A 23,519-nucleotide genomic window follows, 5' to 3' on the forward strand; every position below is an offset into this window, starting at 1 on the left:
TGAAGCAGTTCCGCGCTATTGCAACCCGCTACGACAAACTGAAATCCACCTTCCTCGCGGCGGTTCAGTTCGCCTCAATCATCATCCTGCTTAACTGACGACACGCCGTAGTGTGACGTTGACTGATTTTCTGCAAGTGACCCAATGGTCTCCTGACCAGCTTGCACAGCAGATTGGGCGTACAACCGATGACATCCTGTGGTGGGCTCACCATCACGAGGAACTGCCCCAGCAGCTTCAGAACTGGATGACGCGGGTCGTAACGGCATTCCAGACAAAACCTCCGTCACTGGGGTACGCTCTGGAACGTCCATCAAGCTGTTCATTCAACGACGATCCTTCCATGACCGTCGTCTGCAATGTCTGTGGTCTGGCGCCACGCTGCCGTCAGGGCATTTATACGAAAAACTGATAAAGCCGCCTAAACCCTTGCGTGCAACCGCAAGGAAAGGCGCTCAGCCGCCTTCCGGAAGGCCTGAAAGAAGTCCCGGTGGATGGAAACCTGGCCACCGGCCATGCCAATAAAGCCTTCCACCATTCCATTCTGAAGCAGACCTTCGGAATGGACCAGCATGCCGTCAGGATCTTCCATGCTGCCTGAGGAAGGCGCATCACTTTCCTCCCGCGTGCGCAGATCCTGTTTCAGGACATCGCGCCAGTACGCCTCGACCTTTTCGGAATAAAGACGCCCGTCCACGGTGTAGGCTTCCATCGGCTTGCCCAGGCCCATCATATAGCCGATTTCTACAGCCGTTCCCGGATCCATCTCCGGGGAACGGCGGAACGGGTCGATACAAAACAGACCGGCAGCACAGCGGTCCATCAGATCACGATCTGCACGAACAAACGCGAGAATGGTTTCGCGACCAGGCGGCAGGAGGCGCGCCTCGGCCTGACCGTCAAAGGGCGCAATGCCATCCAGGCCATACTCTGCACAGATCGATTTAAGTTGTGCGAAAAGGGTTAGGGCTTCCGGACGGAAAACCAGATCGCCCGCCAGATAAACTGGAACAAGATTTTCTGACATAGATCCAAGCCTCTACACGGTCTCCGACCATGAAGAAAGCCTGATAAGACAGACCCATTCAATGGGTGAACGGACAACTGCCCGAGAACCCGAATTTCATATTTTCTTTGGGATCGCGCTGGCGGAGGGGATGGGATTCGAACCCACGATACGACTTGAAATCGTATAACGGATTAGCAATCCGCCGCCTTCAGCCTCTCGGCCACCCCTCCGCTTTTTTACGCGGTTCGCACGGCGTATGCAGGAGTGTTCTTAGGGGGTAACCGCGTCGTGGTCAAACCCCCCGAGAACATTTTTTTCGCCTTACTCTGAAAGAAGTTTCTTCAGGGTTTCGTTGACGAGGGCAGGGTTGCCCTTGCCCTTCATGGCCTTCATTGTCTGACCGACAAAGAAGCCGAAAAGCTTGTCCTTGCCACCCTTGTATTCCTCGACCTTGTCGCTGTTTGCGGCGAGGATTTCACGAATGGCGCTTTCAATCGCTCCCGTGTCAGTCACCTGACGCAGGCCCTTGCGCTCGACGATGGCAGAGGCGGAATCCCCCGTCTCGACCATGTCTTCGAGAACTTCCTTGGCGATCTTTCCGTTGATCGTTGAGTCGGAAATCAGACCCAGCAGTTCCCGCAGACCTTCCGCACTGACCGGGCTGTCCTCGATCGAACGCCCCGTGCGGTTCAATGCTGCGAAGAAGTCTCCCAGCATCCAGTTGGCTGCCAGACGGGCATCCGCACCACGCGCCACGGTCTCGTAGAAATCCGCGATCGCCTGCTCTACGCAGAGCACGGAAGATTCGTAACGGCTGACACCGTATTCTGCTTCCAGGCGAGCGCGCTTGGCTTCCGGCAGTTCCGGCAGAGCCGCCTCGAGTTCATCCACCCAGGACTGCTCGATCACCAGCGGCAGCAGGTCCGGATCCGGGAAGTAGCGATAATCATGCGCATCTTCCTTGCTGCGCAGGGAGCGGGTTTCGCCACGCACATGGTCGAACAGGCGCGTTTCCTGATCGACGGTTCCACCAGCTTCCCAGACCTCGATCTGACGCTGCGCCTCGACTTCGATCGCCATCATCACGAAACGGATGGAGTTGACGTTCTTGATCTCGCAACGCGTGCGATATTCGGTCTCACCCGGCTTGCGAACCGACACGTTCACGTCGGCACGCATGGAACCTTCTTCCATGTTGCCATCGCAGGTGCCGATATAACGCAGAATCTGGCGCAGCTTGCGCAGATAGGCACCGGCTTCTTCAGGCGAACGGATATCCGGCTCACTGACGATTTCCATCAGCGCCACACCGGCACGGTTCAGGTCGATGAAGGAGCGCGTCGGGTCCTGATCATGGATCGACTTGCCTGCATCCTGCTCCAGATGCAGACGCGTCACACCGATCTCGCGCGTACTGCCATCGGCGAGATCGACGAGAACCTTGCCCTTGCCGATGATCGGATGGGCAAACTGGCTGATCTGATAACCGGTGGGAAGATCGGCATAGAAGTAGTTCTTGCGGTCAAACCGGCTAAACAGGTTGATTTCGGCTTCAAGCCCCAGACCCGTCCTCACAGCCTGCGCCACGCATTCCCGGTTCAGAACCGGAAGCATGCCCGGAAAACCGGCATCGACGAGACTGACATGCGTGTTCGGTTCGCCGCCATATTCCGCCGAAGCGCCGGAGAAAAGCTTGGCCTCGCTGACGACCTGGGCATGAACTTCAAGACCGACAACGATTTCCCATTCGCCGCCACTGCCGGTGATACGATAGCTCATGCCGACACTCCTGCATGAATGGTGGGTCTGTGATGGAATGCCGCAGCCTGCTCAATGGCATGACCGGCCGCAATCAGCGTCTCTTCATCGAAGAACTTGCCGATAAGCTGTAATCCAAGCGGCACGCCACGCGCATCCAGACCAGCCGGGACGGACAGGGCAGGGACACCCGCCATGCTGGCCGGAACCGTAAAGACGTCATTGAGATACATCTGCACCGGATCACTCGGCTTTTCGTCCTGTGCAAAAGCGCCGGAAGGAGCGGTCGGCGTCAGAAGCACGTCAACGTTCTCGAATGCCTTGAGGAAGTCCTGCTGGATCAGCGTCCGGACCTTTTGTGCGCGCAGGTAATAGGCATCGTAATAGCCTGACGACAGCACATGCGTCCCGATCAGGATGCGGCGCTTGACCTCATCACCGAAACCGGCGGCACGGCTGGCTTCATACAGACCATCCAGTGTCGGCGCACTGACGCGCTCACCAAATCGGACACCATCATAACGGGCAAGATTGGACGACGCCTCGGCCAGAGCCGCGATGTAGTAGGTCGGCAGACCATACCTCGTATGCGGCAGGGAAACCTCGACGATTTCTGCACCGGCATCACGCAGCCAGGTCATGCCCTGCTGCCACAGTGCCTCAATCTCAGCCGGCATGCCCTCGACGTGATATTCCTTGGGAATCCCAACACGCAGACCCTTCACACCGCGCTTGAGCGCTGCCTCGTAATGTGGAACGGCCGTATCAACGCTCGTTGAATCGCGCGGATCAAACCCTGCCATCGATTCAAGCAGAATGGCGCAGTCCTGAAGGTTGCGCGCCATCGGACCGGCCTGATCCAGCGAGCTTGCGAAGGCGATTGTTCCAAAACGCGAGCAGCGACCATAAGTCGGCTTGATCCCGGCAATACCCGTGAACGCCGCCGGCTGACGGATGGAACCGCCCGTATCCGTACCCGTGGCACCCAGAACAAGCCCGGCCGCGACGGCAGCGGCAGAACCACCTGAAGATCCGCCCGGAACCAGCTTCGCGTCAGAGTCCTTGCGCTTCCATGGATTTTCCACCGGACCGAACGCAGAGGTCAGGTTCGCAGACCCCATGGCGAATTCGTCAAGGTTCAGCTTGCCAAGGAAAACGGCGCCATCCTTGAGCAGATTGGCCGTCACCGTGCTCTCGTAAGGCGGCACGAAATTGCCGAGAATCTTGCTGGCAGCTGTGGTGCGGACACCATTCGTGCAGAACAGATCCTTGATGCCCAGCGGAATACCGCACAGGCTTCCGCCTTCACCCTTGGCCAGGGCCTCGTCCGAAGCCTTGGCAGCCTCGCGGGCCTGATCGGGGGTACGGGTAATGAAGCTGTTGAGCTGGCCGTCCAGACGCTCGATCGCGTCAATATGGGCGTTCGTCAGCTCGACCGCGGAAATCTTGCGCGCCTTGAGCGCGTCCCGGGCCGAAGCCAGCGTAAAATCGTGAATGCCGGACATTATTCGACCACCTTCGGAACCGTATAGAACGGGCCTTCCCGCTCGGGAGCATTGGAAAGAACCTTGTCACGGCAGTTGCCATCCGTAACGCGGTCTTCGCGCAGACGGGGCTTTGCAAGACCCGTTCCAATCATGGGGTCGACGCCCGTGACGTCCACTTCCTTGAGCTGCTCCACCCAGTCGATGATGGAGCCCATGTCTTTGCCGAGAGTTTCGACCTCTTCGGGCTGAAGACCAATCCTCGCCAGTCTGGCGATGCGCGTAACCGTTTTCGCGTCGAGCGACATGAATATTCCTGAACAAGAGGAAATTTTATGGTGGCTTTTCAGCCGTCAGGGGGATCATAACGCCGTGCTATGCCCCTGTTCAATCCACATGATCTCCGTAATCTTCTTCAGTCCGGTCAGCGCGTCCTCGGTCTCGACCCCGGATCGAAGACTATCGGCGTCGCCCTGACAGATGTCTCACTCATGCTCGCATCTCCCCTGATCGGCCTCAAACGCCGGAAACTGGGCGAAAATGCGCAGGAACTGGCCAAAATCGTCCGTGCCCAAGACGTAGGAGCGCTGGTCGTCGGATTACCGTTATCGCTGGATGGATCTTTTGGTCCGGCAGCACGCGCCGCATCGGACTGGACACAGGCCCTGTCGGAAAAACTCGGGATTCCCGCAGGACTGTGGGATGAGCGCCTGTCCTCAAGCGCCGTCAACCGTTTCCTGATCAAGGATGCCGACATGACGCGAGGACGAAGGGCCGAGGTCGTGGACAAAATGGCCGCAGCTTATATGCTGCAGGGCTGGCTCGATGCATCCCGTCCGGAAACACCAGAAATTTTCTGACCCAGCAGAAATATTTCCCCAAATCAGACGCTTCTGTTTCCAATCAGGGCGGAGCGTGACGATGTATTGGCCAGGACGCGGAACCATATTCGGGCCGTCATGGCGCCCATAAGCAGACAGAACAGGAACTTCATGATCTTTCTCCAGTCATGAAGTCAAAACGAACCATATTAGTCCGGGTTTTTCGACGGACAATTTCAAATTGTAAAGAGGACTGTACCGTGATGTTTCGCGTGTTGATCGTGACGCTTTTTCTGGGACTGTCGGCCTGCGTCCACGAGCCTGAGGACGGGAGCGCCACCCTCAGCCGACATCATCCGCCATCTCACGGTGCCTATACGGGTGCTGGTGGGGGCTGGTCCGGATACTGATCAGCGCTGTCGCCAGGCCAGCCGCACCGGCATGGCGCGATAGGACGCAAGATCCCGCCCACCCCTTACAGGCAAAGTACTCCCCGCCTGACCAACTGCATGGTGAATGATACGGGGCGGAGGCGCATAGGACACCATGTGAACGGATGGCATCGTTTCCATACGCGGTGCAGGACGATCGGAAAATCCGGACTGTCTGTTCAGAGCGAAATAAGGTGCGGACCTGGTACTTGGAAGCATGGCCTGCAACCCTGACGCGGTCATGACCACCTGTGGAAGGAAATCAGGCGGCCGATAGCTGTCGGGCTGCCCGTTCCAGATGGCCAGAACATGACGGGCATAATCGGCGCCAAGAGCCGGGGTGAGGGAGTGATAGGCCGCCGTCGCGGCTGGCCAGCCCTGAAGCTGGTTGTGCAGTCCGGACAGGAAACGGGCCCCGTAACGGGCATTGCTGTAGGGATCGAAAGCGTCTTCGAGCGAGAAAAATGCATCGGGGTGATGGTGCAGATTGATCTGCATGCAGCCCACATCGATCGAGACGATCCCGTGCGCCTGAAAATCCCGGACCGCCGCGATGGCTTCATCCCTGCTTTCGTAGAAATAGCCTTTTCCGGCCGCATTGACGGTCCAGGGCCACGCCACGGTCGCCGTACCATTCGGATCCCGCCGTCCGCTCTCCACACGGCTGATGGCATCCAGAAGGCGGGGTGGAATCCCGGCCTGCTGCTCGGCAGCCTGCACCGCCACCTTACAGACAGAAGACGCATCATAAGCACGCACAACCGGCACACCAGAGAGCGTCAGGGCAGCGGCAAGGAGAAGGACTTTCCCGATCATTGTCCTGTATATGATCGGGAAAGGTAAAAAAACGGTTATGCCTGCAACTTTACCGAACGAGCGGTTTGCAGACCTCCGACAGCCACGCGGCTACATCCGGCTCGACATGTGGTGAGACGCGTGTCTGAACTTCGGCATGATAGGCATTCAGCCAGTTCAGCTCCGCATCATTGAGAAGGGGGACATCGATCAGTCTGTAATCGATGGGCGTATAGCTCAGGATCTCGAACTCCAGGAACGTGCCCTTGCTCCCCTTGAAAGAAGAGGGTCGCACCAGCATCAGGTTCTCGATCCGGATTCCATACTGTCCCGGTTCATAATAGCCAGGCTCGTTGGATACGATCATGCCGGCTTCGAGTGCCACGGGACGTGGGGCAGGGGAAATGTTCTGCGGGCCTTCATGGACCGACAGATAGCTTCCGATGCCATGTCCGGTACCATGATCGTAGTCCATGCCGATCTGCCACAACGCCGCACGCGCCAGCACATCCAGCCGATGACCGGTCGTGCCGGGCGGGAAGCGGATGCGGGAGAGGGCAATATTGCCCTTCAGAACCCGCGTGAACGCTTCACGAATATGAGCTGGCGGTTCCTGATCGCCCACCCAGAGCGTGCGGGTAATGTCGGTCGTACCGAACGGATACTGGCCGCCGCTGTCGATCAGATACACACTTCCGGCTTCAAGAACCCGATCATGACCAACCTGTGCCCGGTAATGCGGAAAGGCACCGTTCGGGCCGATGGCGGAAATGGCGTCGAAGCTCTGTTCCCGGTAATCGGCGGACCGGGCACGCAGACCATCCAGCCGGGTGACGAGATCCGTCTCGTGCTGGCCGATCCCCGACACCGTCAGGGAATGCAGGAATCGGGCCATCGCCACACCATCAAGGGCATGAGCTTTCCGTGCACCGTCCTGTTCCGTGGTGTTCTTGATGGCCTTGGGCAGCGTACAGGGATCGGTTCCATCCACAACTGTCGCACCGGCAGTGACAAGCGTGGTGTCGAACCATACAGCCGTCGTAACTGGATCCACCCGCACGGTCCTGCCCTTGAGGGCCTCAAACCGCTTCGCTAGATCCGTAGGCGAACAGACTGTCACACCAGGGCCGCAGACCTCCAGCACACCCTCCGACAGACGATCGGATGAGACGAACCATTCTGCCGTCCCGTCCGCGTGCAGGATCGCATAGCCATGCGCGACGGGGGTGAGGGGGACATCACTGCCACGAATGTTCAGAAGCCAGGCCAGGGAGGTGCAGTCCGCAATGACAGCCGCATCCTGTCCCGCCTTGCGCAGAGCATCGCCAAGACGCCTGCGCTTGTCCGCGCTGCTTTCTCCCGAAAATTCCAGCTTCTGCGGCACTACCGGACCGGCTGGTGCCGCAGGACGATCCGTCCAGGCCTGATCAATGGGATTGCGCGGCAGCGGGACAAGCTCCACCCCAGCCGCCTGCCATGATGCCAGCATGGAGCGGCTGACCAGACGCGGATCATAACCGATTTTCAGCCCCTTCGCGTGTTCCGCCAGCCAGTCGGAAAGCGGTTCCAGCGCGACATGGCGACGCTCCCACAGGTCATGGGGAACCTGCTCTTCCATCTGCACCGTATAACGCCCATCGGAGAACACGGCTGCTGCTTCCGGCAGGATCGCCGCCAGACCCGCACTTCCCGTAAAGCCCGTCAGCCAGGCCAGACGCTCGGCGCAGGGAGCGACATATTCGCCGAGATATTCATCACCGCGCGGGATAATGAAACCGTCAACGCCCAGCGCCTTGCAGGCTTTGCGGACGAGGGCAGGGCGCTCGTTGAGCGGGATAGAGGACAGGGTCATGAAAAGTCCTTTTCCACAGTATGAATATCGTCAAGGCAGAGTGTCATGAACAGCAGATCGAGCCACCGCCCACGCTTGCGTCCAACCTGAGGCAGTGTGCCACAGTTCCGAAAACCAAACTCATGGTGCATCGCGACGGAAGCAGCGTTGTCCGCCGTAATTCCGGCCACCATGCCATGAAAGCCCGCGTCCCGGGCATGATTGATCAGGGCATGCAGAAGGCTGCGCCCGACGCCCCGACGCTGGTGTGAAGGGGCGACATAAACCGAATGCTCAACAGTGCGAGCATAGCCTTCATAGGACCGGAAAGAGCCATAGGAGCCATACCCCGCAACCTCACCAGCCATATCAACAGCGACAAGCACCGGGTAGTCCTTTGCCAGCCTGTCCTCGAACCACTGACGCCGCTGGTCCAGCGTAAAAGGCGTCGTAATCCAGAGCGCATCAGTGTTTTCGATGGCATCATTGGTGATCCGCAGGATAGCCGGCAGATCGTCAGGACCGGCGTCCCGGATCAATGGCAATGATCCCGGCACACCCATCAGCCGCGACGGCGCAGAATCAGCGTGGCCCAGTCGCCTTCACGCAGGATACGCTCCAGCACGAGGCCCTGACGCTGATGCGCTGCCAGCACCATCCGCGCTTGACTGTAAAGCAGACCAGCGAGAATGGCCGTCCCGTTCGGCGCAAGGTTCAGCGCCAGAGACTGCGCCATCCGGCACAGCGGGCGGGCGAGAATGTTGGCGAAGACCAGATCATACGGCGCCTTGGCGCGCACGGCCTCGGTCTGCCAGCCATTGCCGAAACGGCAGTCCAGCAGATTGCCTTGACCATTCAGCCGCGCATTGAGCTTGGCCGTCCGCACAGACCAGGGTTCGATATCAACGGCCAGAACCGGACGGTGCAGCAGCTTCGCCGCCGCCATCGCCAGAATACCGGACCCGCACCCCATATCCAGAATACGCTGCGGCTTGCGATACGCGACCATTTCCAGCGCCCGCAGACAACCACGCGTCGAGCCATGCTCGCCGGAGCCGAAGGCAATTCCCGCATCCAGCGTGATCGTCAGACGCGACTGATCCGGCGCGCCATGCAGATGGGTGCCGCGGATAGCAAAGCGCTTGCCCACATTCTGCTGCGGGAAGGATTCATACGTCCGAGCCAGCCAGCCCTCGGACTCGGTCGGAGTCCGCTCGAGTTCCGCCTCACAACCAGTCAGCATCCGAGCCACGGCCAGAGCGTTTTCGAGCTCGTCTTCCTTAAAGCCCGTATCTTTCACGCCTTCCACGCGCCAGTATTTCTGCGCGTCGTCGGCCTCGAAAATGCCAACCGTCTCGCAGGCGCACATCAGGGCCTGTTCAAACAGGGGAACAAAGGGCTCTTCCACCGTGATGGACAGGGTTTCGAGCGCACTGGCATGGCGACGGCCAATGCTGCGGGGTGCCATCACGATCTGATCTCCACGAAATTTGCCATGACGCGTTTAACGCCACCGTTTTCAAAATTGATATGCAACTGCGGCCCGTCAGCGCCGATGACGGTGCCTTCGCCGAACCTGTGATGAAAGACCGTCGCCCCGATTGCGACGGTCGGCTCCGGTTTTACATCATGGATTTTCGGACGCGGAGCGCGGAAACCTGACGGGCGCGTACTCGTCAGCGGACCAGACGCGAACATGGACGGCGCCGCCGCAGCCTGCCGGCGCGTCTCGAACGCCTGTCCCGTCAGCTGCACATATTCGGACGGGATTTCCTCGATAAAGCGGCTGGGCATCGAGGACTGCCAGTTGGCATAGATCCGCCGGCTCGCCGCATGCAGCACGATCGCCCGACGCCGCGCGCGCGTCAGCCCCACATAGGCCAGCCGCCGCTCTTCCTCGAGTGCCCGGTTCCCGCCTTCGTCAAGCGAGCGCTGGGACGGGAACACACCTTCCTCCCAGCCCGGCAGGAACACGGTGTCGAACTCCAGTCCCTTGGCGCCATGCAGCGTCATCAGACTGACCTTGTCATCGGACGTCTCGCTCTCGGTATCCATGACGAGTGCCACATGCTCCAGAAAGCCCTGAAGTGTGCCGAACTCTCCGAGCGCTCGCAAAAGCTCACGGATATTGTCCAGACGGCCGGGCGCCTCGACGGAACGGTCATCCCGCCACATTTGAAGATAGCCACTGTCCTCGAGAAGCTGCTCGGCGGCCACCACATGACCTTCCGTCTCAAGCGTCACCTTGGCCCGCTGGAACGCCGCCATCAGCCCGTCCAGAGCGTCCTTCGACTTGCCCTTGAGCAGCCCTTCCTGAAGCTGCCAGATCACCGCCGCTGTCAGCGGGCCGGGCAGGGCGCGCGCCTGGGCATGCAGCTTCTGCACCGCCACGGCACCCACGCCACGCTTGGGAACATTGATGATCCGCTCAAACGCCAGATCATCCGCAGGCTGTGACAGCACCCGCAGATATGCCAGACAGTCCCGGATTTCAGAGCGCTCGTAGAACCGTAGACCACCAACAACCCGATACGGGATGCCGATCATCATCAGCCGCTCTTCAAACGGCCGCGTCTGGAAGCCCGCGCGCATCAGGATGGCGATTTCCGACAGCGGATGCCCGTCACCGCGCAGACACTCGATGGCGCCGCCCACAATCCGCGCTTCCTCATCCGAATCGCGTACCCCGATGATCTGAACCTTCTCGCCCTGCGCATCATCACGTCCGGGCCGCAGCGTCTTGCCAAGCCGCCCCTCATTATGCGCGATCAGCCCAGCAGCAGCGGCCAGGATCTGTGCCGTCGAGCGGTAATTCCGCTCCAGACGCACGACTTCCGCTCCAGGAAAATCCTTCTCGAAGCGCAGAATGTTCTCAACTTCCGCCCCGCGCCAAGAATAGATGGACTGATCGTCATCACCCACGCAGGCAATATTGGATGGTCCGTGCTCGCGCTTGGCCAGCAGACGCAGCCACAGATACTGAACCGTATTCGTGTCCTGATATTCGTCCACGAGAATATAGCGGAAAATCCGGTGATACTGCGCCAGCACATTGGGCTGGTTACGCAGAATCTCCGTCATGTGCAGCATCAGATCGCCGAAATCGCACGTATTGAGCGCAATCAGACGCTCCTGATACGCCCGGTAAATCGCCAGCGCATGACCGTTCGCGAAATCGGAATCCTCCGCCGGCGTCACCCGGTCAGGCGTCAGCCCGCGATCTTTCCAGCGTTGGATGATCCCCATGAGCTGGTTCGGCGGCCAGCGTTTGGTGTCGATCTTCCACGGTTCCATGACCTGCTTGAGAAGCCGGATCTGGTCATCCGTGTCGAGGATGTTGAAGCTGCTCGTCAATCCGACATATTCCGCATGGCGGCGCAGCATCCGCGCACAGATCGCGTGGAACGTCCCGAGCCACAGACCTTCGGCCGGCTCGCCCAGAATCGCACTGACACGCTCGCGCATCTCGCGCGCGGCCTTGTTCGTGAAAGTCACGGCAAGGATCTGGCTTGGATAGGCGCGGCCGGTGAGGAGAATATGCGCAAACCGCGTCGTCAGGACGCGCGTCTTGCCCGTTCCCGCACCTGCCAGAATGAGGAGCGGGCCTTCGGTTGTCTCGATGGCACGTCTCTGCTCCGGATTGAGGCGGGAGAGATACTCGGGGGTAGGGGAAGGTAGGTCTTGCGGCACCCTCCCGATATAGAGTGAGATACCGTCATGGCCAACACCTATCCCCGGATCGATCTGACACGCGGCACAGGACCTCAGGGACACCGCGCCAGAATGCGCGCACGCGTGCTGGCAAATGGCGCCCACACACTCGCCGATTATGAAATCCTCGAAATGCTGCTCTTCGCAGGTGTGCCACGCAAGGACACGAAACCGCTCGCCAAGGGACTGATCGCCCATTTTGGCAGTCTGGTGGATGTTTTCCGCGCTCCTACACACGCCCTGCGCGCTGCGGGTTTGAAAGATGACGCCATCAGGGTGCTGCGCCTCCCCGGCGTTGCGGCTGAACGTCTGGCCTCTTCGGAACAGCGTGAACGTCCGACACTGAGCAACTGGGAACAGCTCATGGCCTATCTCGAACAGGCGCTTGAAGGCGGCATCCCGGGACAGTTCCGGCTGCTCTATCTCGACAATCGCAACCGCCTTCTGGCGGACGAAGCCGCACCCGAGGCCGAGAGTCTTGCCGCACTTAACCGCGCTATCGCCATCCGGGCCCTCGCGCTACATGCAACTGCCCTGATCGGTTTTCATATCAGCCCCACGCAGCGCCCGGCGGATCTGTCACAATCAGCGCGGCAGCTGGACTTCGCGATGCGGCCCCTGTCCATCACGCTTCACGACGTGCTCATTGCAGGGGATGGGCGCCCGTCAAGCCTGCGTCAGGAAGGATTGCTGTAAGATGGACGGCAGGGACGCCGGAACAACCGGATTTTCGGATGGCATGACAGGCCTGTCGTCAGCCGATCTGCGACGGATCACTGCGCTGACGGATGCTCTTCCCGAAATGGAGCCGCCGCTTGCCCTGCTGACAGGACGGGGGCGGCATCTGGACGATGCGACCTTGCTGCATCTCCTGACAGTCCTGTTCACCGGGCGTGAAACGGGCAGCGCCGTCCTGTCGCGCAATCTCTTCGCGCGTTTTGGCTCTCTGGCCGCCGTCCTGTCCGCCACGGATCGGGAGCTCGAAAGTATCACGGATATGGGCACACACATGCTGCCCATGATCCGTGTGCTTCAGGAAGCAGCGCTACGCTACAACCGCGCGCGCCTGCCGCCTGCGGACGTGCTCGACAACGAACAGAAGCTTCTCGACTACCTCACGGCCCGTCTGGCACGGGAAAATATCGAGCAGTTCCGCATCCTGTTTCTCAATGAAAAGAACAGTTTAATCGCCGATGAGGCGCAGGCCAGAGGCACGGTCAATCACACGCCTGTTTATCCGCGGGAAGTCGCCAGACGTGCGGTGGAAATTGGAGCTACTACGCTCGTTCTGGTCCACAATCATCCCAGCGGCGATCCTACGCCCTCGGAAGCCGATCTTCAAATGACCATGCAGGTTCAGGCGGCGCTCGAAGTGGTCGGTGTCACGATCGCGGACCACTTCATCATCGGCAATGGCCGGCACACCAGCTTTCGCCGCAGCAACCTGCTCTGAGGCCTCAGTCACGCGGCGGCAGAAGCCCTTCAAGCGCCAGTTCGCCCGGAAGAGCCCCGCGCGGAAAGATGGTGTTTACATGCCCCATCTTCCGGCCCGGACGTGCTTCCGCCTTGCCGTACAGATGCAGCGATGCCCCGTCCGTTGCAAGAATGGCCGGAACACGCGCCATATCCTCGGGGCCAATCAGATTGTGCATGACCGCATCGGAATGCCGACGTGCAGGCGGCAACGGCAGGCCTGCGACCGCACGCACATGCATCTCGAACTGATCCACCAGACACGCATCCATGGTCCAGTGCCCGGAATTATGCGGGCGAGGGGCAATCTCGTTCACCATGAGGCTACCATCAGCAGCGTGGAACATCTCCACGCCCATGATCCCGACCAGACCCAGAGCCTCGGCAATGCAGGCCGCCATGTCCTGCGCCTGACGCGCAAGGTCCGGCATGATGCGGGCCGGAGCCAGCGTCACGTCCAGGATACCGTTGCGGTGCCGGTTTTCGACCGTATCGAAACACCGCACGGTCCCGTCCAGACCACGGACGACCATCACACTGAGCTCACGCTCGAAATCGATCATCTTCTCCGCAACGAGCGGGTAGGGTAGGTCCGTCAGGGCGGCGAGCGCTTGGGCATCCGGCACAAGGAACTGACCCTTGCCGTCGTAACCAAAGCGCGTCGTCTTGAGAATAAGCGGAAAACCGAGCGTCTCAAGCCCTGCCAGATCCTCGGGGCCATTGACGGCCCGCCAGGGGGCCAGACTGACGCCGATTTCGGACAGGCGCGTCTTTTCCGCAATCCGGTCCTGACTGATCCGCAGGATCTCGCCCGCAGGCCGCACCGGCCGGTGCTTTTCAAGCAGGGCCAGTCCTTCGGCGCTGATATTCTCGAACTCGAACGTCACGACATCACAGCGCGAGGCAAAATCCTCAAGCGCCGCCGGATCGTCATAGGCTCCGACCGTCACAGACGCCGCAACTTCCGTAGCCGGGCTCGGCGCCTCAGTGCTCAGCACATGGACATGAAAGCCCAGCTTCGAGGCCGCCACGGCTGACATGCGGCCAAGCTGGCCACCCCCGATGATCCCGATCGTGCTGCCGGGAGCAAAAACCTGCGCCTTCATTCGACCGGAACATCCGCAACAGCCGCTGTCTGCGTCGCCCGCCAGGCGTCCAGACGCGCCATAACCTGTTTGTCGGAAACCGACAGGATCGACGCAGCGAGCAGACCAGCATTGATCGCACCGGCCTTGCCGATCGCCAGGGTCCCGACCGGCACGCCACCCGGCATCTGCACGATGGAAAGCAGGCTGTCCTGCCCGTTCAGGGCACGGCTCTGCACGGGAACGCCGAGGACGGGAATGCTTGTCCAGGCGGAACACATCCCCGGAAGATGCGCAGCTCCGCCAGCACCAGCGATGATGACATGAAGGCCACGCTGACGGGCCGTCTTTGCGTATTCCACCAAACGGTCCGGCGTGCGGTGAGCCGAGACGATCCGCTTCTCATGGGCAATTCCCAGATCATCGAGGATCTCGCAGGCGTGGCGCATGGTGTCCCAGTCGGACTGGCTTCCCATGATCACGCCGACACGGATCGGCATGTCGTCCTGAAGGGTTTCGTCGGCGGAGAGAATCTGGCTCATTCAGGCAATATTATCCGGGATGAGACGGGTCTCGATCCACGAAATCTCATCTTTAAGCTGAAGCTTGCGCTTCTTGAGGCGCTGAAGCTGGAGCTGGTTGAGGGGATGATGGACGAGACGCTCGATGACGGTATCAAGGTCGCGATGCTCGCTGCGCAGTTCGTGCAGACGTTTCAGCATGGCATTGTCGTCAGTCATCATGGCATCCGGTCCCGGAGAACGTTCAGGCGTCGTGGAGAGACTGATTCTTTCCACTCTCTTCATTGCAGTATCATGCCTGACGGGTACCGGGCCAGTGCCCGTCAGGCATTCATCCGGACCAGGCCCCTACAGGCCGATCCGGACACCGCAATCAGGCATGACTGTCGCTGTCGGGAACATAGGCTTCCACGACCGGGAGAGCATGGCCTTCACGGGCCAGACGATCATTGGCAGCCGTGACGGCCGCATTCAGATCGGTCTGGGTGCACAGGCCGAGAATCACGGGATCACGCGGCTTGATGTTCGCACTGTTCCAATGCTGGCGGTCACGGACCTTGGTGATGGTGTCCTTGGTCGTGCCGAGCAGCTTGACAATCTGCGCTTCGGAAAGCTGCGGGAACTGACGCAGGACGAATGCGATGGCATCCGGGCGGTCATTGCGCTTGGCGACAGGGGTGTAACGCGCACCCTTGGCGCGGCGCTTCACCGGGCTGGACGTCGGCATGATCTTCAGGCGGGCATTGGTGTCTGCTTCGCAGCGCGTGATTTCAGCCTGTGCAAGCTGATGGTTCTTGACCGGGTCATAGCCGTTGATACCGGCCGCGACTTCACCATCCGCAATCGCCTGAACCTCAAGCGGGTGCATGCCACAGAATTCTGCGATCTGGGTGAAGGTAAGACCGGTTTTTTCGATCAGCCAGACGGCCGTGGCCTTGGGCATCAAAGGCAGGGTCATGTCGGTGCGTTCCTTGCTGGGACACGGATGGAGCCAGCTTCCGCAGGCACCGATCGGGCGTATCCGGCGAGGAACCAATCCCGCCCGGGATATGATCGCGGCACCTGCTGGATGCTCTGCGATAATGGAAACGGGTATGCGGCACCAAAGCCGCGATGGTCAAGCACCAAAACGGAACGGGAGTGCTTTTAGGACACTCCCGCTCCAAATGCTCAGGCCGCCTGAACGGTTTCAGCCGGGGCTGCGTGCATGGCTTCAGTCCGGACAGGAATACGGCGCGGCCTAGCCGCTTCCGGGACAAGTTGACGGATGGCGATGGACAGCAGGCCGTTTACCAGGTCCGCACGGTCGATTTCCGTATGATCGGCCAGAACGAAGCGGCGCTCGAACGCCCGCGTGGCAATACCGCGATGCAGCCACTCCCGGTCACGGCTGTTTTCGGGGACGCTACCGCGCACGACAAGCGTGTTGTCTTCCTGAACAACGTCAACGTCTTCTGGCCGGAAGCCCGCGAGGGCCATCGTCAGGACGTAGTTCGTCTCGCCGGTTTTTTCGATATTGTAGGGAGGATAGCTTGGAAGGGCCTGGGCGTTGGCAACATTGCCAGCCATCGTGGCCAGTCGGTCGAAACCGATCGCGCTGCGGAACAGCGGTGTAAAATCGTAGGTCACTGAAACCTCCTTCAGGCAGGAATCATCTGGCGCATTTCCCGATATGGCAAAATGCTATGGTCAAACCAGCCACGACCCGAACGGCATCGCGGCTGGTTTTCCAGATAGGTTCCGACCCGACCGTCTTCAAGAGGAGACGGCAGGGAGGTGCGCCGAATTACTTCGTGCGCGTACCGATGCCAGCAAAACGCTTGTTGAACTTTGCAACCTGGCCTCCGGTATCCATCATGCGCTGGACACCCGTCCAGGCCGGATGGGACTTCGGATCAACGTCAAGACGCAGCGTCGCGCCCGGTTCGCCATAGCACGAACGGGTCTTGTATTCGGTTCCGTCGGTCATGATGACGGTGATCTCGTGGTAGTCGGGATGGATGCCGGATTTCATGAATTTCTACTCCATAAAGAAAGCCCCGATGCCGACCGGGGCGAATCATCAGGCGCATATAACGGAAAGCGCTTCAGGATGAAAGTGGCCTTTACTGGATCGTATGAGTCCGTTTATCCCTTGCAATGAGTGCGGGCTCGACTGTCAGGCCTGCGACCGTGCCTGCACGGATACCAAGAAAAGGTTTGATATGAGCGAAACCAAACACACCCTGCACACCCCGGGCTGGGTCAGCGATTTCCAGAAGTTCATCATGCGCGGCAACGTGCTCGATCTCGCGGTCGGTGTCGTGATCGGTGCTGCATTCAGCGCGATCGTCGGCAGCGCCGTCAAGGACATCCTGACGCCGTTCATCGGTCTGATCACGGGCGGTGTCGATTTCTCGAACCTGTTCATTACCCTCAAGGGTCCGGTGAAAGACACGCTCGCCGAAGCCCAGAAGGCCGGCGCAGTAACCGTGAATATCGGCCTGTTCCTCAATGCCGTGATCCAGTTCCTGATCGTTGCGTTCTTTATTTTCTGGCTGACCCGCATCCTCAGCAAGCTGAGCCGCAAGCACGACGAAGCACCTGCCGCTCCGCCGGCTCCGACCAAGGAAGAGGTTCTCCTCACGGAAATCCGCGACCTTCTGGCGCAGAAAAACTCCTGATGACAGAGACGAAAGCCTCCCGTCGCGCAGTCTGGCGCCCTGCCGTCACCCTGTTTGTGATGGGAAGCTTTCTGGCCGGATGCGCGGCACGCCCTGCAATGACAGGGCTGCCGCCATCTCCAAATTCGCGGCTTTATGCCTATCTGATCGCCCATGGCATGGCCCGAGGCGCGGTCATGACCGGACAGATCGGCCCTGAAGGACTGTCACAGCTGGTGGCTCTGGACAGGGCGGCCCAGCAGGCAACGGTAAATGCCCTGAAGCTGCAAAGCTCTTCAGCCAATCGACAGGCTGACCAGGCACTTTCCAGCCTTCTGGCAGACCTTCCCCAGAAAACGCCACCAAATCCCGCCAATCCATCAGAGCAGACACAAAAAAACCGGCTCCCCTGAGGGACGCCGGTTTTTTTTGTGTCTTAGGCCAGACCTGATCAGTCTGCCGCCACTTCCTTCCGCAGCCGCTTCTCGCCCATCAGGAGCAGAAGAGGGGCCGCGATGAAGATGGACGAGGACGTTCCCACCACGATCCCGAACAGCATGACCGTCGCAAATCCGGTCAGTGTGCTACCCCCGAACAGGGCGAGGGGCAGAGCCGCCAGAAAGACTGTCATGGACGTACCGAGTGTCCGGTTCAGGGTCTCGTTAATGGACAGATCCAGAAGCTCCCGCAGCGGCATCGTGCGGTACTTGCGAAGATTTTCGCGGATCCGGTCATAAACGACCACCTTGTCGTTGGTGGAATAGCCTAGGATCGTGAGCAAGGCTGCAACCATCACCAGATCGAACTCGAAGCGTGTGATGGCCAGAAAGCCGACCGTCTTGGTCAGATCGAGAATGAGCGTCACCACCGCACTGATGGCGAACTCACGCTCAAAGCGAGCCCAAATATAGATCAGGATCATCGCAAGGCTGAAGCCAAGCGCCAACAGACCATCGCGAAACAGTTCGGACGAGACTGACGCACCTACGGCATCAGCACGAAGAACCTGCGTCCCAGGCTCGGCAGCCGAAATAGCACTCTTGACGCCATCGACCAGCTTCTGGGTCTGTGCTTCACGATCCGCACCTTCGGGGGCATTGATCGAAATACGCACATCACGCGGCGATCCGAAGGCCTGCACAGCATCCGGATGAATGCCGGCATGATCCAGAGCCGCACGCAGCTTGCCGAAATCGGCAGGGCCGGGGGTCTGGGCTTCGACGATGATGCCACCGCGAAAATCCAGTCCGAGCTTCAGCCCAGGCTGGAAGAACAGGATGACGGAAGCAATGGAGAGGACCGCCGAAACGATCAGCCCCATATGACGGCCGCGCATAAAGTTGATGCGCCGATCGTCACGGACAAAACGGAAAAGGGGACGTGACAGCATGACGATCAGACCGGAAGTTCTTTGGGACGGGCGAGGGCGTACCACCGCACGACCAGAAGGCGTGACAGCAGGAGTGTCGTGAAGAGTGTCGTGACGATACCGATGGTGATCGTCAGCGCGAAGTTGCGGACAGGACCCGTTCCGAATACGAACAGCATGACATGCGCCAGGAACGCCGTGGCGTTACTGTCGATGATGGTGCCGGTTGCACGGTCGAAACCGGCCTGCAGGGCCTGAAGCGGACCACGACCACGCTTTACTTCCTCGCGGATACGCTCGTTGATCAGAATGTTGGCATCCACAGCCATACCCAGGGTCAGCAGCATACCCGCCATACCCGGCAGTGTGAGTGTTGCCTGGAACAGCGAGAGGATCGCCACCATCAGGATCAGGTTCGCAAACAGGGCGATATCCGCATACAGGCCAAACCGGCCGTAGAATAGCACCATGAACACGATAACCAGAAGCAGTCCGGTCAGCAGACTAATGATACCGGCATGGATGGAAGCCGCGCCGAGGCTCGGACCGATTGTCCGCTGTTCAACAACTGAAAGTGGGGCAGGAAGAGCGCCAGCACGTAGCAGAAGCGCAAGATCAGACGCACTGCGAGCATCGAAACCACCCGTGATCTGACCATTTCCGGCCGTGATCGGGCTGATGATGTTCGGAGCCTCGATGACCTTGTTGTCCAGCACGATTGCAAAGCGCTTGCCGACATTGGCCCGCGTGACGTTCGCAAATGCCGTCGCACCTGCGCTGTTGAGCTGGAACGTCACAGCCCAGCCACCGCTCTGCTGATCGATCACGGCACCCGCATTGGTCAGATCCGTGCCATCCACATCGACATGATCCTGAACCGCGACCTGCGTATGCACGCTCTCGTCCTCGAGCATCGTCGAGCCTAGGCTTGCAACGCTCGGGTTCGGGGCGAGCAGACGGAAGGTCAGACGGGCCGTCGTTCCCAGCAGGCTCTTGATCCGCTCCGGATCGCTGACACCCGGAAGCTCCACGACAATCCGGTCGTCACCTTCACGTGCAATGCTCGGGTCAATCGCACCCGTTGCGTCGATACGGCGACGGACGATCTCGATCGACTGCGCCACGGCTTCGCGCGCACGGGCCAGCATCGCCTCATGCTGAAGCGTCAGGACGATGCGTCCGTCCTTTTCAGACGTCGTGAACTCGTTCGGCACCACCGAAGGCAGGGACTGCATAGCCTTGAACGCGGCATCACGTTCGGCATCCGAACGCGGCATGAAGCTCAGGCTGGCCGTTGCATCGTCGCGGGCAAAATCGCGATATCCCAGAGACCGGTCCAGAAGCGTCTGGCGCGCCTGATCCTGAAGAGACTGAAGGCGGTCATGCTCAAGGGATTTCAGATCGAGCTGAAGAAGGAGGTAGGACCCGCCCCGCAGATCGAGCCCCAGATGGATCTGCCGCCAGGGCAGGGACGGTGAGGGAGAACGCAGAAAATTGGGCAGACACAGGAGCACGCCAATCAGGCAGATGCCCGCGACGCCCAGCAGTCTGAGCCGGCTGTAATACATCATATCAGGTCGAGACGTCCTCGGCGGATTTGGACAGATCGTTTTTCAGATCATTTTCAGGCCGGGACCATGCCGTTTCCGCCATGCCGATGCAACCTTTTGCCTGTTTGAGGCCCCACTGTCTTTCCGGGAAACACCCCGCCTGATAAGCCTGTCAGCATGAATACAGCGCAACAGCTTCGTGTCGGCATCGTCGGGGCCGGCCATTTCGGAAGGTTTCATGCCTTCAAGTCCGCCGCAAACCCGGCCGAACAGCTTGTCGCGCTTTACGATCCCGATCCGGCCCGTGCGGCGATCGTGGCACGGGAAGCTCGTTGCGGAATTGCCACAAGTTATGAAAATCTTCTGGAGCAGGTGGATGCCGTCATCATCGCCGCACCCGCAGAGTATCACTTTGCCCTGACAAGCCAGGCCCTCAGGGCCGGGCGACATGTTCTGGTCGAAAAGCCCATCGCGGCTACGCTGGACGAAGCGCATGCCCTTGCCGATCTTGCCCAAGAAACCGGCAAGGTCCTTCAGGTCGGCCATCTGCTGCGTTATTCGGCAGAACACCGGGCCATTACGGAGCGAATCAAGGCACCGCTTTACATCGAAGCTACCCGCATTGCGCCTTACAAACCGCGGGGAACGGACGTATCGGTCATTCTGGATCTCATGATCCATGATCTCGATCTCGTTCTGGCGATCGTGGACAGCCCGATTGCAGAAATCGATGCCCTGGGAGCCGCTGTTTCAAGCGCACATGAAGACATCGCCAACGCCCGGGTACGGTTCGAAAACGGTTGCGTAACCACCATTACCGCCAGTCGGATTTCCCTGAAAACTGAACGACGTATGCGTCTTTTCTCACAGGACGGATATCTTTCCGCCGATTTCATGGAGCGCAAATTGAGCTTCATTGGGCGTGAACGCGGCATGCCTCTTCCGGGCACGGGCGGCTTCCGGCGTGAGGCCATAAGCTGGAAAGACCACGACAATCTGGCCGTAGAACATGAAGCCTTTGCCGCTTCGTGCCTTCACGGCGCACCGGTGCTGGTCGATGCGCAGGCCGGGATCAGAGCGCTGGATGCCGCCATCCGGGTGACGGACAGCATCCGGAAATCGCGACAGATCATGGAACTTTCCGGCCTGATCTCTGCCTCAGATCAGAACTAAGAGAATTCCTTCAACTCACTGGTTTTCAAGAAGTTCCTTCTTCATTTCCAGCTCAAGCCATTGCTCTTCCGACTGGGTCAGATCCCGCTCTGCGGTTTCCAGAAGCTGGGTCGTCTTCTCGAACCTGACAGCATCCCGACCATACAGACCCGGATCCGCCAGAACGTCCCGATAACTCTGGATCTTCTTTTCCAGCTCAGCCATCTTCTGCGGAAGAAGATCCAGCGCCCGCTTGTCATTATAGCTGAGTTTTTTCGGCTTCCTGTCTGTTTTTAAAGCAGACTTTGGTGCGATCTCTTCAGCTTCCGAAGATGCAGTTTCACGACCTGCCGGAACATCCCCACGCTGGATCAGCATATCCGAGTAACCCCCGGCATATTCGATCCAGTCTCCGCCGCCATCCGATACCAGAACCGAACTTGCGACCCGGTCGAGGAAATCACGATCATGGCTGACCAGCAGAACCGTGCCCGCATAATCGGCCAGCATGTCCTGAAGAAGATCCAGCGTCTCAAGATCGAGATCGTTGGTCGGCTCGTCCAGCACCATGAGGCTGGATGGCTTGGCCAGAGCACAGGCCAGCGCCAGCCGGCCCCGTTCACCGCCGGACAGTTTTCCCACCGGCGTACGAGCCTGTTCCGGACGGAACAGGAAGTCTTTCATATAGCCGATCACGTGACGCTTCTCGTCCCCGACCTGCACCATATCCCCGCTTCCACCGGCAAGGGTTTCGGCAAGGGTCTTGGCCGGATCAAGACTTTCGCGCTGCTGGTCCAGTGTGACCATGGCTACGGACGGCCCCATCTTCACGGTCCCGGACTGCGGCTCCATTTTGCCGGTCAGCAGACGCAGAAGTGTGGTCTTCCCTGCGCCGTTGGCACCCACCAGGCCGAGCCGGTCACCGCGGAGTATCCGCAGATCGAGATCCCGGACGATGGCGCGATCGTCATAGGCCCAGTTCACACCTTCCGCAGCGATCGTGATCTTGCCCGCACTCTCGGCGTCTGTGGCTGCCATGCGGAGCGTACCCTTGCCCCGTGAAGCAAGTTCCTTGCGTTGTGCCCGCAGCGCCGCCAGTTCCCCCACACGCCGCACGTTGCGCTTACGCCGCGCCGTGACGCCGTAAATCATCCAGTCTTCTTCGCGCGCAATCTGGCGATCCAGCTTGTGAGCATCACGCTCCTGCTGTTCCAACACCTCGTCACGCCAGGTCTCATAGCGCGCAAATCCCTGATCCAGCCGTCGCGTCATGCCATTTTCCAGCCAGACAACGCTTCGGGACAAAGTCTCAAGCAGGCGTCGGTCATGGCTGATGACGATCATCGCACAGCGACAGGCGGAGAGTTCTTTCTCCAGCCATGTGATGGACGGCAGATCCAGATGGTTGGTCGGTTCATCCAGCAGCAGAAGATCAGGCTCTGCCGCAAGGGCGCGGGCGAGGGCGCAACGGCGCACTTCGCCACCCGAAAGGTTCTGGCAGCTTTCCTCACCCGTCATCCCGAGTTCTGCCAGCATGGAGCGCGCCCGGTAGGTCTCGGTCTCATCAAGCCCTTCGGACGCATAATCGAAGGTGGTGGCGTAACGGGAAAGATCCGGCTCCTGAGCCAGATAATGGACCTTGATTCCCGGCTGAACGAAACGCGTTCCGGAATCCGCCACGATATCGCCCGAGGCGATCTTCAGCAGCGTGGATTTTCCAGAACCGTTGCGGCCGACCAGACAGATCCGCTCACCGGGCAAAACGCCCAGTTCCGCGCCATCCAGCAGGGGACGTCCGCCGAGAGTGTAGGTAATGTTCTGCAGGGAGAGAATGGGTGCCGACATGGCTCCCTATGTGTCGCAGCAGGACGGCCGCCGCAAGTCACC

26 protein-coding genes, 1 tRNA gene and 1 pseudogene are annotated in these 23,519 nt (G+C 59.8%); 9 read left to right on the forward strand and 19 right to left on the reverse strand.

Features of this window, described 5'->3' with window-relative positions; all coding sequences use genetic code 11:
* Together HKD27_RS05510 and HKD27_RS05515 are read left to right on the forward strand one after the other, a co-directional pair.
* Window positions 1–98, forward strand: a pseudogene (locus tag HKD27_RS05510) (IS5/IS1182 family transposase); the annotation flags it as partial.
* Between the two features lie 38 nt (window positions 99–136).
* Entirely contained in the window at window positions 137–412 is a 276-nt protein-coding gene (locus HKD27_RS05515) for a hypothetical protein (RefSeq protein WP_231100652.1), read from the forward strand.
* A gap of 9 nt (window positions 413–421) precedes the next feature.
* Here HKD27_RS05515 and HKD27_RS05520 read toward each other — a convergent pair whose 3' ends face one another.
* The 5 genes from HKD27_RS05520 to gatC form a co-directional block, all read right to left on the reverse strand.
* Complete coding sequence (locus tag HKD27_RS05520; RefSeq protein WP_194688817.1) at window positions 422–1,027, reverse strand: nucleoside 2-deoxyribosyltransferase; 606 nt, start codon at window positions 1,025–1,027, stop codon at window positions 422–424.
* A 119-nt stretch (window positions 1,028–1,146) separates the two neighbouring features.
* Window positions 1,147–1,239, reverse strand: a tRNA-Ser gene (locus tag HKD27_RS05525).
* 91 nt (window positions 1,240–1,330) lie between these two features.
* A complete protein-coding gene (gene gatB, locus HKD27_RS05530; protein WP_194688818.1) occupies window positions 1,331–2,788 on the reverse strand; it encodes an Asp-tRNA(Asn)/Glu-tRNA(Gln) amidotransferase subunit GatB in 1,458 nt (485 codons plus the stop codon).
* Entirely contained in the window at window positions 2,785–4,272 is a 1,488-nt protein-coding gene (gene gatA, locus HKD27_RS05535) for an Asp-tRNA(Asn)/Glu-tRNA(Gln) amidotransferase subunit GatA (protein WP_194688819.1), read from the reverse strand. The genes gatB and gatA overlap by 4 nt, the downstream gene beginning before the upstream one ends.
* Window positions 4,272–4,559 (reverse strand): Asp-tRNA(Asn)/Glu-tRNA(Gln) amidotransferase subunit GatC, encoded by a 288-nt coding sequence (gatC, locus tag HKD27_RS05540; RefSeq protein ID WP_041112482.1) that lies wholly within the window; start codon window positions 4,557–4,559, stop codon window positions 4,272–4,274. The genes gatA and gatC overlap by 1 nt, the downstream gene beginning before the upstream one ends.
* A 69-nt stretch (window positions 4,560–4,628) precedes the next feature.
* Between gatC and ruvX the strand changes: the two genes are divergently transcribed.
* Together ruvX and HKD27_RS05550 are read left to right on the forward strand one after the other, a co-directional pair.
* Entirely contained in the window at window positions 4,629–5,111 is a 483-nt protein-coding gene (gene ruvX / locus HKD27_RS05545) for a Holliday junction resolvase RuvX (protein WP_194688820.1), read from the forward strand.
* A gap of 221 nt (window positions 5,112–5,332) precedes the next feature.
* The gene (locus tag HKD27_RS05550) at window positions 5,333–5,482 is read left to right on the forward strand and encodes a hypothetical protein (protein ID WP_194688821.1); all 150 of its coding nucleotides are present in this window, start codon (window positions 5,333–5,335) and stop codon (window positions 5,480–5,482) included.
* On the opposite strand, the gene HKD27_RS05555 is transcribed toward HKD27_RS05550, so the two are convergent.
* Genes HKD27_RS05555 through HKD27_RS05575 form a run of 5 tightly spaced genes read right to left on the reverse strand, consistent with a single transcriptional unit; the run spans window position 5,483 to window position 11,819 of the window.
* Window positions 5,483–6,319, reverse strand: coding sequence for a lytic transglycosylase domain-containing protein (locus tag HKD27_RS05555; protein WP_194688822.1), 837 nt, complete (start codon window positions 6,317–6,319; stop codon window positions 5,483–5,485).
* 49 nt (window positions 6,320–6,368) lie between these two features.
* On the reverse strand, window positions 6,369–8,150 hold the full coding sequence (locus HKD27_RS05560) for an aminopeptidase P family protein (protein ID WP_194688823.1): 1,782 nt from the start codon (window positions 8,148–8,150) through the stop codon (window positions 6,369–6,371).
* Entirely contained in the window at window positions 8,147–8,668 is a 522-nt protein-coding gene (locus HKD27_RS05565) for an N-acetyltransferase family protein (RefSeq protein ID WP_370544239.1), read from the reverse strand. The genes HKD27_RS05560 and HKD27_RS05565 overlap by 4 nt, the downstream gene beginning before the upstream one ends.
* A 23-nt stretch (window positions 8,669–8,691) precedes the next feature.
* A complete protein-coding gene (locus tag HKD27_RS05570) occupies window positions 8,692–9,597 on the reverse strand; it encodes a 50S ribosomal protein L11 methyltransferase (protein WP_062497967.1) in 906 nt (301 codons plus the stop codon).
* A complete protein-coding gene (locus tag HKD27_RS05575; RefSeq protein ID WP_194688825.1) occupies window positions 9,597–11,819 on the reverse strand; it encodes a UvrD-helicase domain-containing protein in 2,223 nt (740 codons plus the stop codon). Before HKD27_RS05575 ends, HKD27_RS05570 begins: the two co-directional genes overlap by 1 nt.
* A 27-nt stretch (window positions 11,820–11,846) precedes the next feature.
* Between HKD27_RS05575 and HKD27_RS05580 the strand changes: the two genes are divergently transcribed.
* Together HKD27_RS05580 and radC are read left to right on the forward strand one after the other, a co-directional pair.
* Window positions 11,847–12,536 (forward strand): RadC family protein, encoded by a 690-nt coding sequence (locus HKD27_RS05580; protein ID WP_194688826.1) that lies wholly within the window; start codon window positions 11,847–11,849, stop codon window positions 12,534–12,536.
* Between the two features lie 106 nt (window positions 12,537–12,642).
* Window positions 12,643–13,293: a RadC family protein gene (gene radC, locus HKD27_RS05585; protein ID WP_194689011.1), complete on the forward strand. Its 651-nt coding sequence runs from the start codon at window positions 12,643–12,645 to the stop codon at window positions 13,291–13,293.
* Window positions 13,294–13,297: 4 nt separating this feature from the next.
* On the opposite strand, the gene HKD27_RS05590 is transcribed toward radC, so the two are convergent.
* From HKD27_RS05590 to rpmE, 6 genes are all read right to left on the reverse strand, one after another.
* The gene (locus tag HKD27_RS05590; protein WP_194688827.1) at window positions 13,298–14,419 is read right to left on the reverse strand and encodes a 5-(carboxyamino)imidazole ribonucleotide synthase; all 1,122 of its coding nucleotides are present in this window, start codon (window positions 14,417–14,419) and stop codon (window positions 13,298–13,300) included.
* Window positions 14,416–14,940, reverse strand: a complete 525-nt coding sequence (purE, locus tag HKD27_RS05595) for a 5-(carboxyamino)imidazole ribonucleotide mutase (RefSeq protein ID WP_194264652.1) — start codon at window positions 14,938–14,940, stop codon at window positions 14,416–14,418. The genes HKD27_RS05590 and purE overlap by 4 nt, the downstream gene beginning before the upstream one ends.
* Window positions 14,941–15,141: a YdcH family protein gene (locus HKD27_RS05600; protein ID WP_011253895.1), complete on the reverse strand. Its 201-nt coding sequence runs from the start codon at window positions 15,139–15,141 to the stop codon at window positions 14,941–14,943.
* A 151-nt stretch (window positions 15,142–15,292) separates the two neighbouring features.
* Window positions 15,293–15,877 carry a DUF1013 domain-containing protein gene (locus HKD27_RS05605; RefSeq protein WP_194264651.1) on the reverse strand — a complete coding sequence of 195 codons (585 nt, stop codon included), beginning with the start codon at window positions 15,875–15,877 and terminating at the stop codon, window positions 15,293–15,295.
* A gap of 212 nt (window positions 15,878–16,089) precedes the next feature.
* A complete protein-coding gene (locus HKD27_RS05610) occupies window positions 16,090–16,548 on the reverse strand; it encodes an Hsp20 family protein (protein WP_370544240.1) in 459 nt (152 codons plus the stop codon).
* Window positions 16,549–16,705: 157 nt separating this feature from the next.
* A complete protein-coding gene (gene rpmE, locus HKD27_RS05615; protein WP_041112492.1) occupies window positions 16,706–16,933 on the reverse strand; it encodes a 50S ribosomal protein L31 in 228 nt (75 codons plus the stop codon).
* A 190-nt stretch (window positions 16,934–17,123) separates the two neighbouring features.
* On the opposite strand from rpmE, the gene mscL reads away from it, so the two are divergent.
* Both mscL and HKD27_RS05625 read left to right on the forward strand, forming a co-directional pair.
* A complete protein-coding gene (gene mscL / locus HKD27_RS05620) occupies window positions 17,124–17,582 on the forward strand; it encodes a large-conductance mechanosensitive channel protein MscL (protein ID WP_062498203.1) in 459 nt (152 codons plus the stop codon).
* Entirely contained in the window at window positions 17,582–17,974 is a 393-nt protein-coding gene (locus HKD27_RS05625) for a hypothetical protein (protein ID WP_194688828.1), read from the forward strand. Before mscL ends, HKD27_RS05625 begins: the two co-directional genes overlap by 1 nt.
* Before the next feature lie 38 nt (window positions 17,975–18,012).
* Here HKD27_RS05625 and secF read toward each other — a convergent pair whose 3' ends face one another.
* A complete protein-coding gene (secF, locus tag HKD27_RS05630; protein ID WP_194688829.1) occupies window positions 18,013–18,951 on the reverse strand; it encodes a protein translocase subunit SecF in 939 nt (312 codons plus the stop codon).
* 5 nt (window positions 18,952–18,956) lie between these two features.
* A complete protein-coding gene (gene secD, locus HKD27_RS05635; RefSeq protein ID WP_194689013.1) occupies window positions 18,957–20,498 on the reverse strand; it encodes a protein translocase subunit SecD in 1,542 nt (513 codons plus the stop codon).
* A 159-nt stretch (window positions 20,499–20,657) separates the two neighbouring features.
* Between secD and HKD27_RS05640 the strand changes: the two genes are divergently transcribed.
* Window positions 20,658–21,653, forward strand: a complete 996-nt coding sequence (locus HKD27_RS05640) for a Gfo/Idh/MocA family protein (RefSeq protein ID WP_194688830.1) — start codon at window positions 20,658–20,660, stop codon at window positions 21,651–21,653.
* Between the two features lie 15 nt (window positions 21,654–21,668).
* On the opposite strand, the gene HKD27_RS05645 is transcribed toward HKD27_RS05640, so the two are convergent.
* Window positions 21,669–23,477 carry an ABC-F family ATP-binding cassette domain-containing protein gene (locus tag HKD27_RS05645; protein WP_194688831.1) on the reverse strand — a complete coding sequence of 603 codons (1,809 nt, stop codon included), beginning with the start codon at window positions 23,475–23,477 and terminating at the stop codon, window positions 21,669–21,671.
* Window positions 23,478–23,519 lie beyond the last annotated feature (42 nt).

Source organism: Gluconobacter sp. R75690 (genome assembly GCF_015244525.1).
In the GTDB taxonomy this organism is placed as follows: Bacteria; Pseudomonadota; Alphaproteobacteria; order Acetobacterales; family Acetobacteraceae; genus Gluconobacter; species Gluconobacter potus.

Coding starts and splice junctions, on each gene's coding strand:
- HKD27_RS05520 (WP_194688817.1), bottom strand. CDS start 1,027: ATGTCAGAAAATCTTGTTCCAGTTTATCTGGCGGGCGATCTGGTTTTC.
- gatB (WP_194688818.1), bottom strand. CDS start 2,788: ATGAGCTATCGTATCACCGGCAGTGGCGGCGAATGGGAAATCGTTGTC.
- gatA (WP_194688819.1), bottom strand. CDS start 4,272: ATGTCCGGCATTCACGATTTTACGCTGGCTTCGGCCCGGGACGCGCTC.
- gatC (WP_041112482.1), bottom strand. CDS start 4,559: ATGTCGCTCGACGCGAAAACGGTTACGCGCATCGCCAGACTGGCGAGG.
- ruvX (WP_194688820.1), top strand. CDS start 4,629: ATGCCCCTGTTCAATCCACATGATCTCCGTAATCTTCTTCAGTCCGGT.
- HKD27_RS05555 (WP_194688822.1), bottom strand. CDS start 6,319: ATGATCGGGAAAGTCCTTCTCCTTGCCGCTGCCCTGACGCTCTCTGGT.
- HKD27_RS05560 (WP_194688823.1), bottom strand. CDS start 8,150: ATGACCCTGTCCTCTATCCCGCTCAACGAGCGCCCTGCCCTCGTCCGC.
- HKD27_RS05570 (WP_062497967.1), bottom strand. CDS start 9,597: ATGGCACCCCGCAGCATTGGCCGTCGCCATGCCAGTGCGCTCGAAACC.
- HKD27_RS05580 (WP_194688826.1), top strand. CDS start 11,847: ATGGCCAACACCTATCCCCGGATCGATCTGACACGCGGCACAGGACCT.
- radC (WP_194689011.1), top strand. CDS start 12,643: ATGGAGCCGCCGCTTGCCCTGCTGACAGGACGGGGGCGGCATCTGGAC.
- HKD27_RS05590 (WP_194688827.1), bottom strand. CDS start 14,419: ATGAAGGCGCAGGTTTTTGCTCCCGGCAGCACGATCGGGATCATCGGG.
- purE (WP_194264652.1), bottom strand. CDS start 14,940: ATGAGCCAGATTCTCTCCGCCGACGAAACCCTTCAGGACGACATGCCG.
- HKD27_RS05600 (WP_011253895.1), bottom strand. CDS start 15,141: ATGATGACTGACGACAATGCCATGCTGAAACGTCTGCACGAACTGCGC.
- HKD27_RS05605 (WP_194264651.1), bottom strand. CDS start 15,877: ATGACCCTGCCTTTGATGCCCAAGGCCACGGCCGTCTGGCTGATCGAA.
- rpmE (WP_041112492.1), bottom strand. CDS start 16,933: ATGAAATCCGGCATCCATCCCGACTACCACGAGATCACCGTCATCATG.
- mscL (WP_062498203.1), top strand. CDS start 17,124: ATGAGCGAAACCAAACACACCCTGCACACCCCGGGCTGGGTCAGCGAT.
- HKD27_RS05625 (WP_194688828.1), top strand. CDS start 17,582: ATGACAGAGACGAAAGCCTCCCGTCGCGCAGTCTGGCGCCCTGCCGTC.
- secF (WP_194688829.1), bottom strand. CDS start 18,951: ATGCTGTCACGTCCCCTTTTCCGTTTTGTCCGTGACGATCGGCGCATC.
- secD (WP_194689013.1), bottom strand. CDS start 20,498: ATGTATTACAGCCGGCTCAGACTGCTGGGCGTCGCGGGCATCTGCCTG.
- HKD27_RS05640 (WP_194688830.1), top strand. CDS start 20,658: ATGAATACAGCGCAACAGCTTCGTGTCGGCATCGTCGGGGCCGGCCAT.
- HKD27_RS05645 (WP_194688831.1), bottom strand. CDS start 23,477: ATGTCGGCACCCATTCTCTCCCTGCAGAACATTACCTACACTCTCGGC.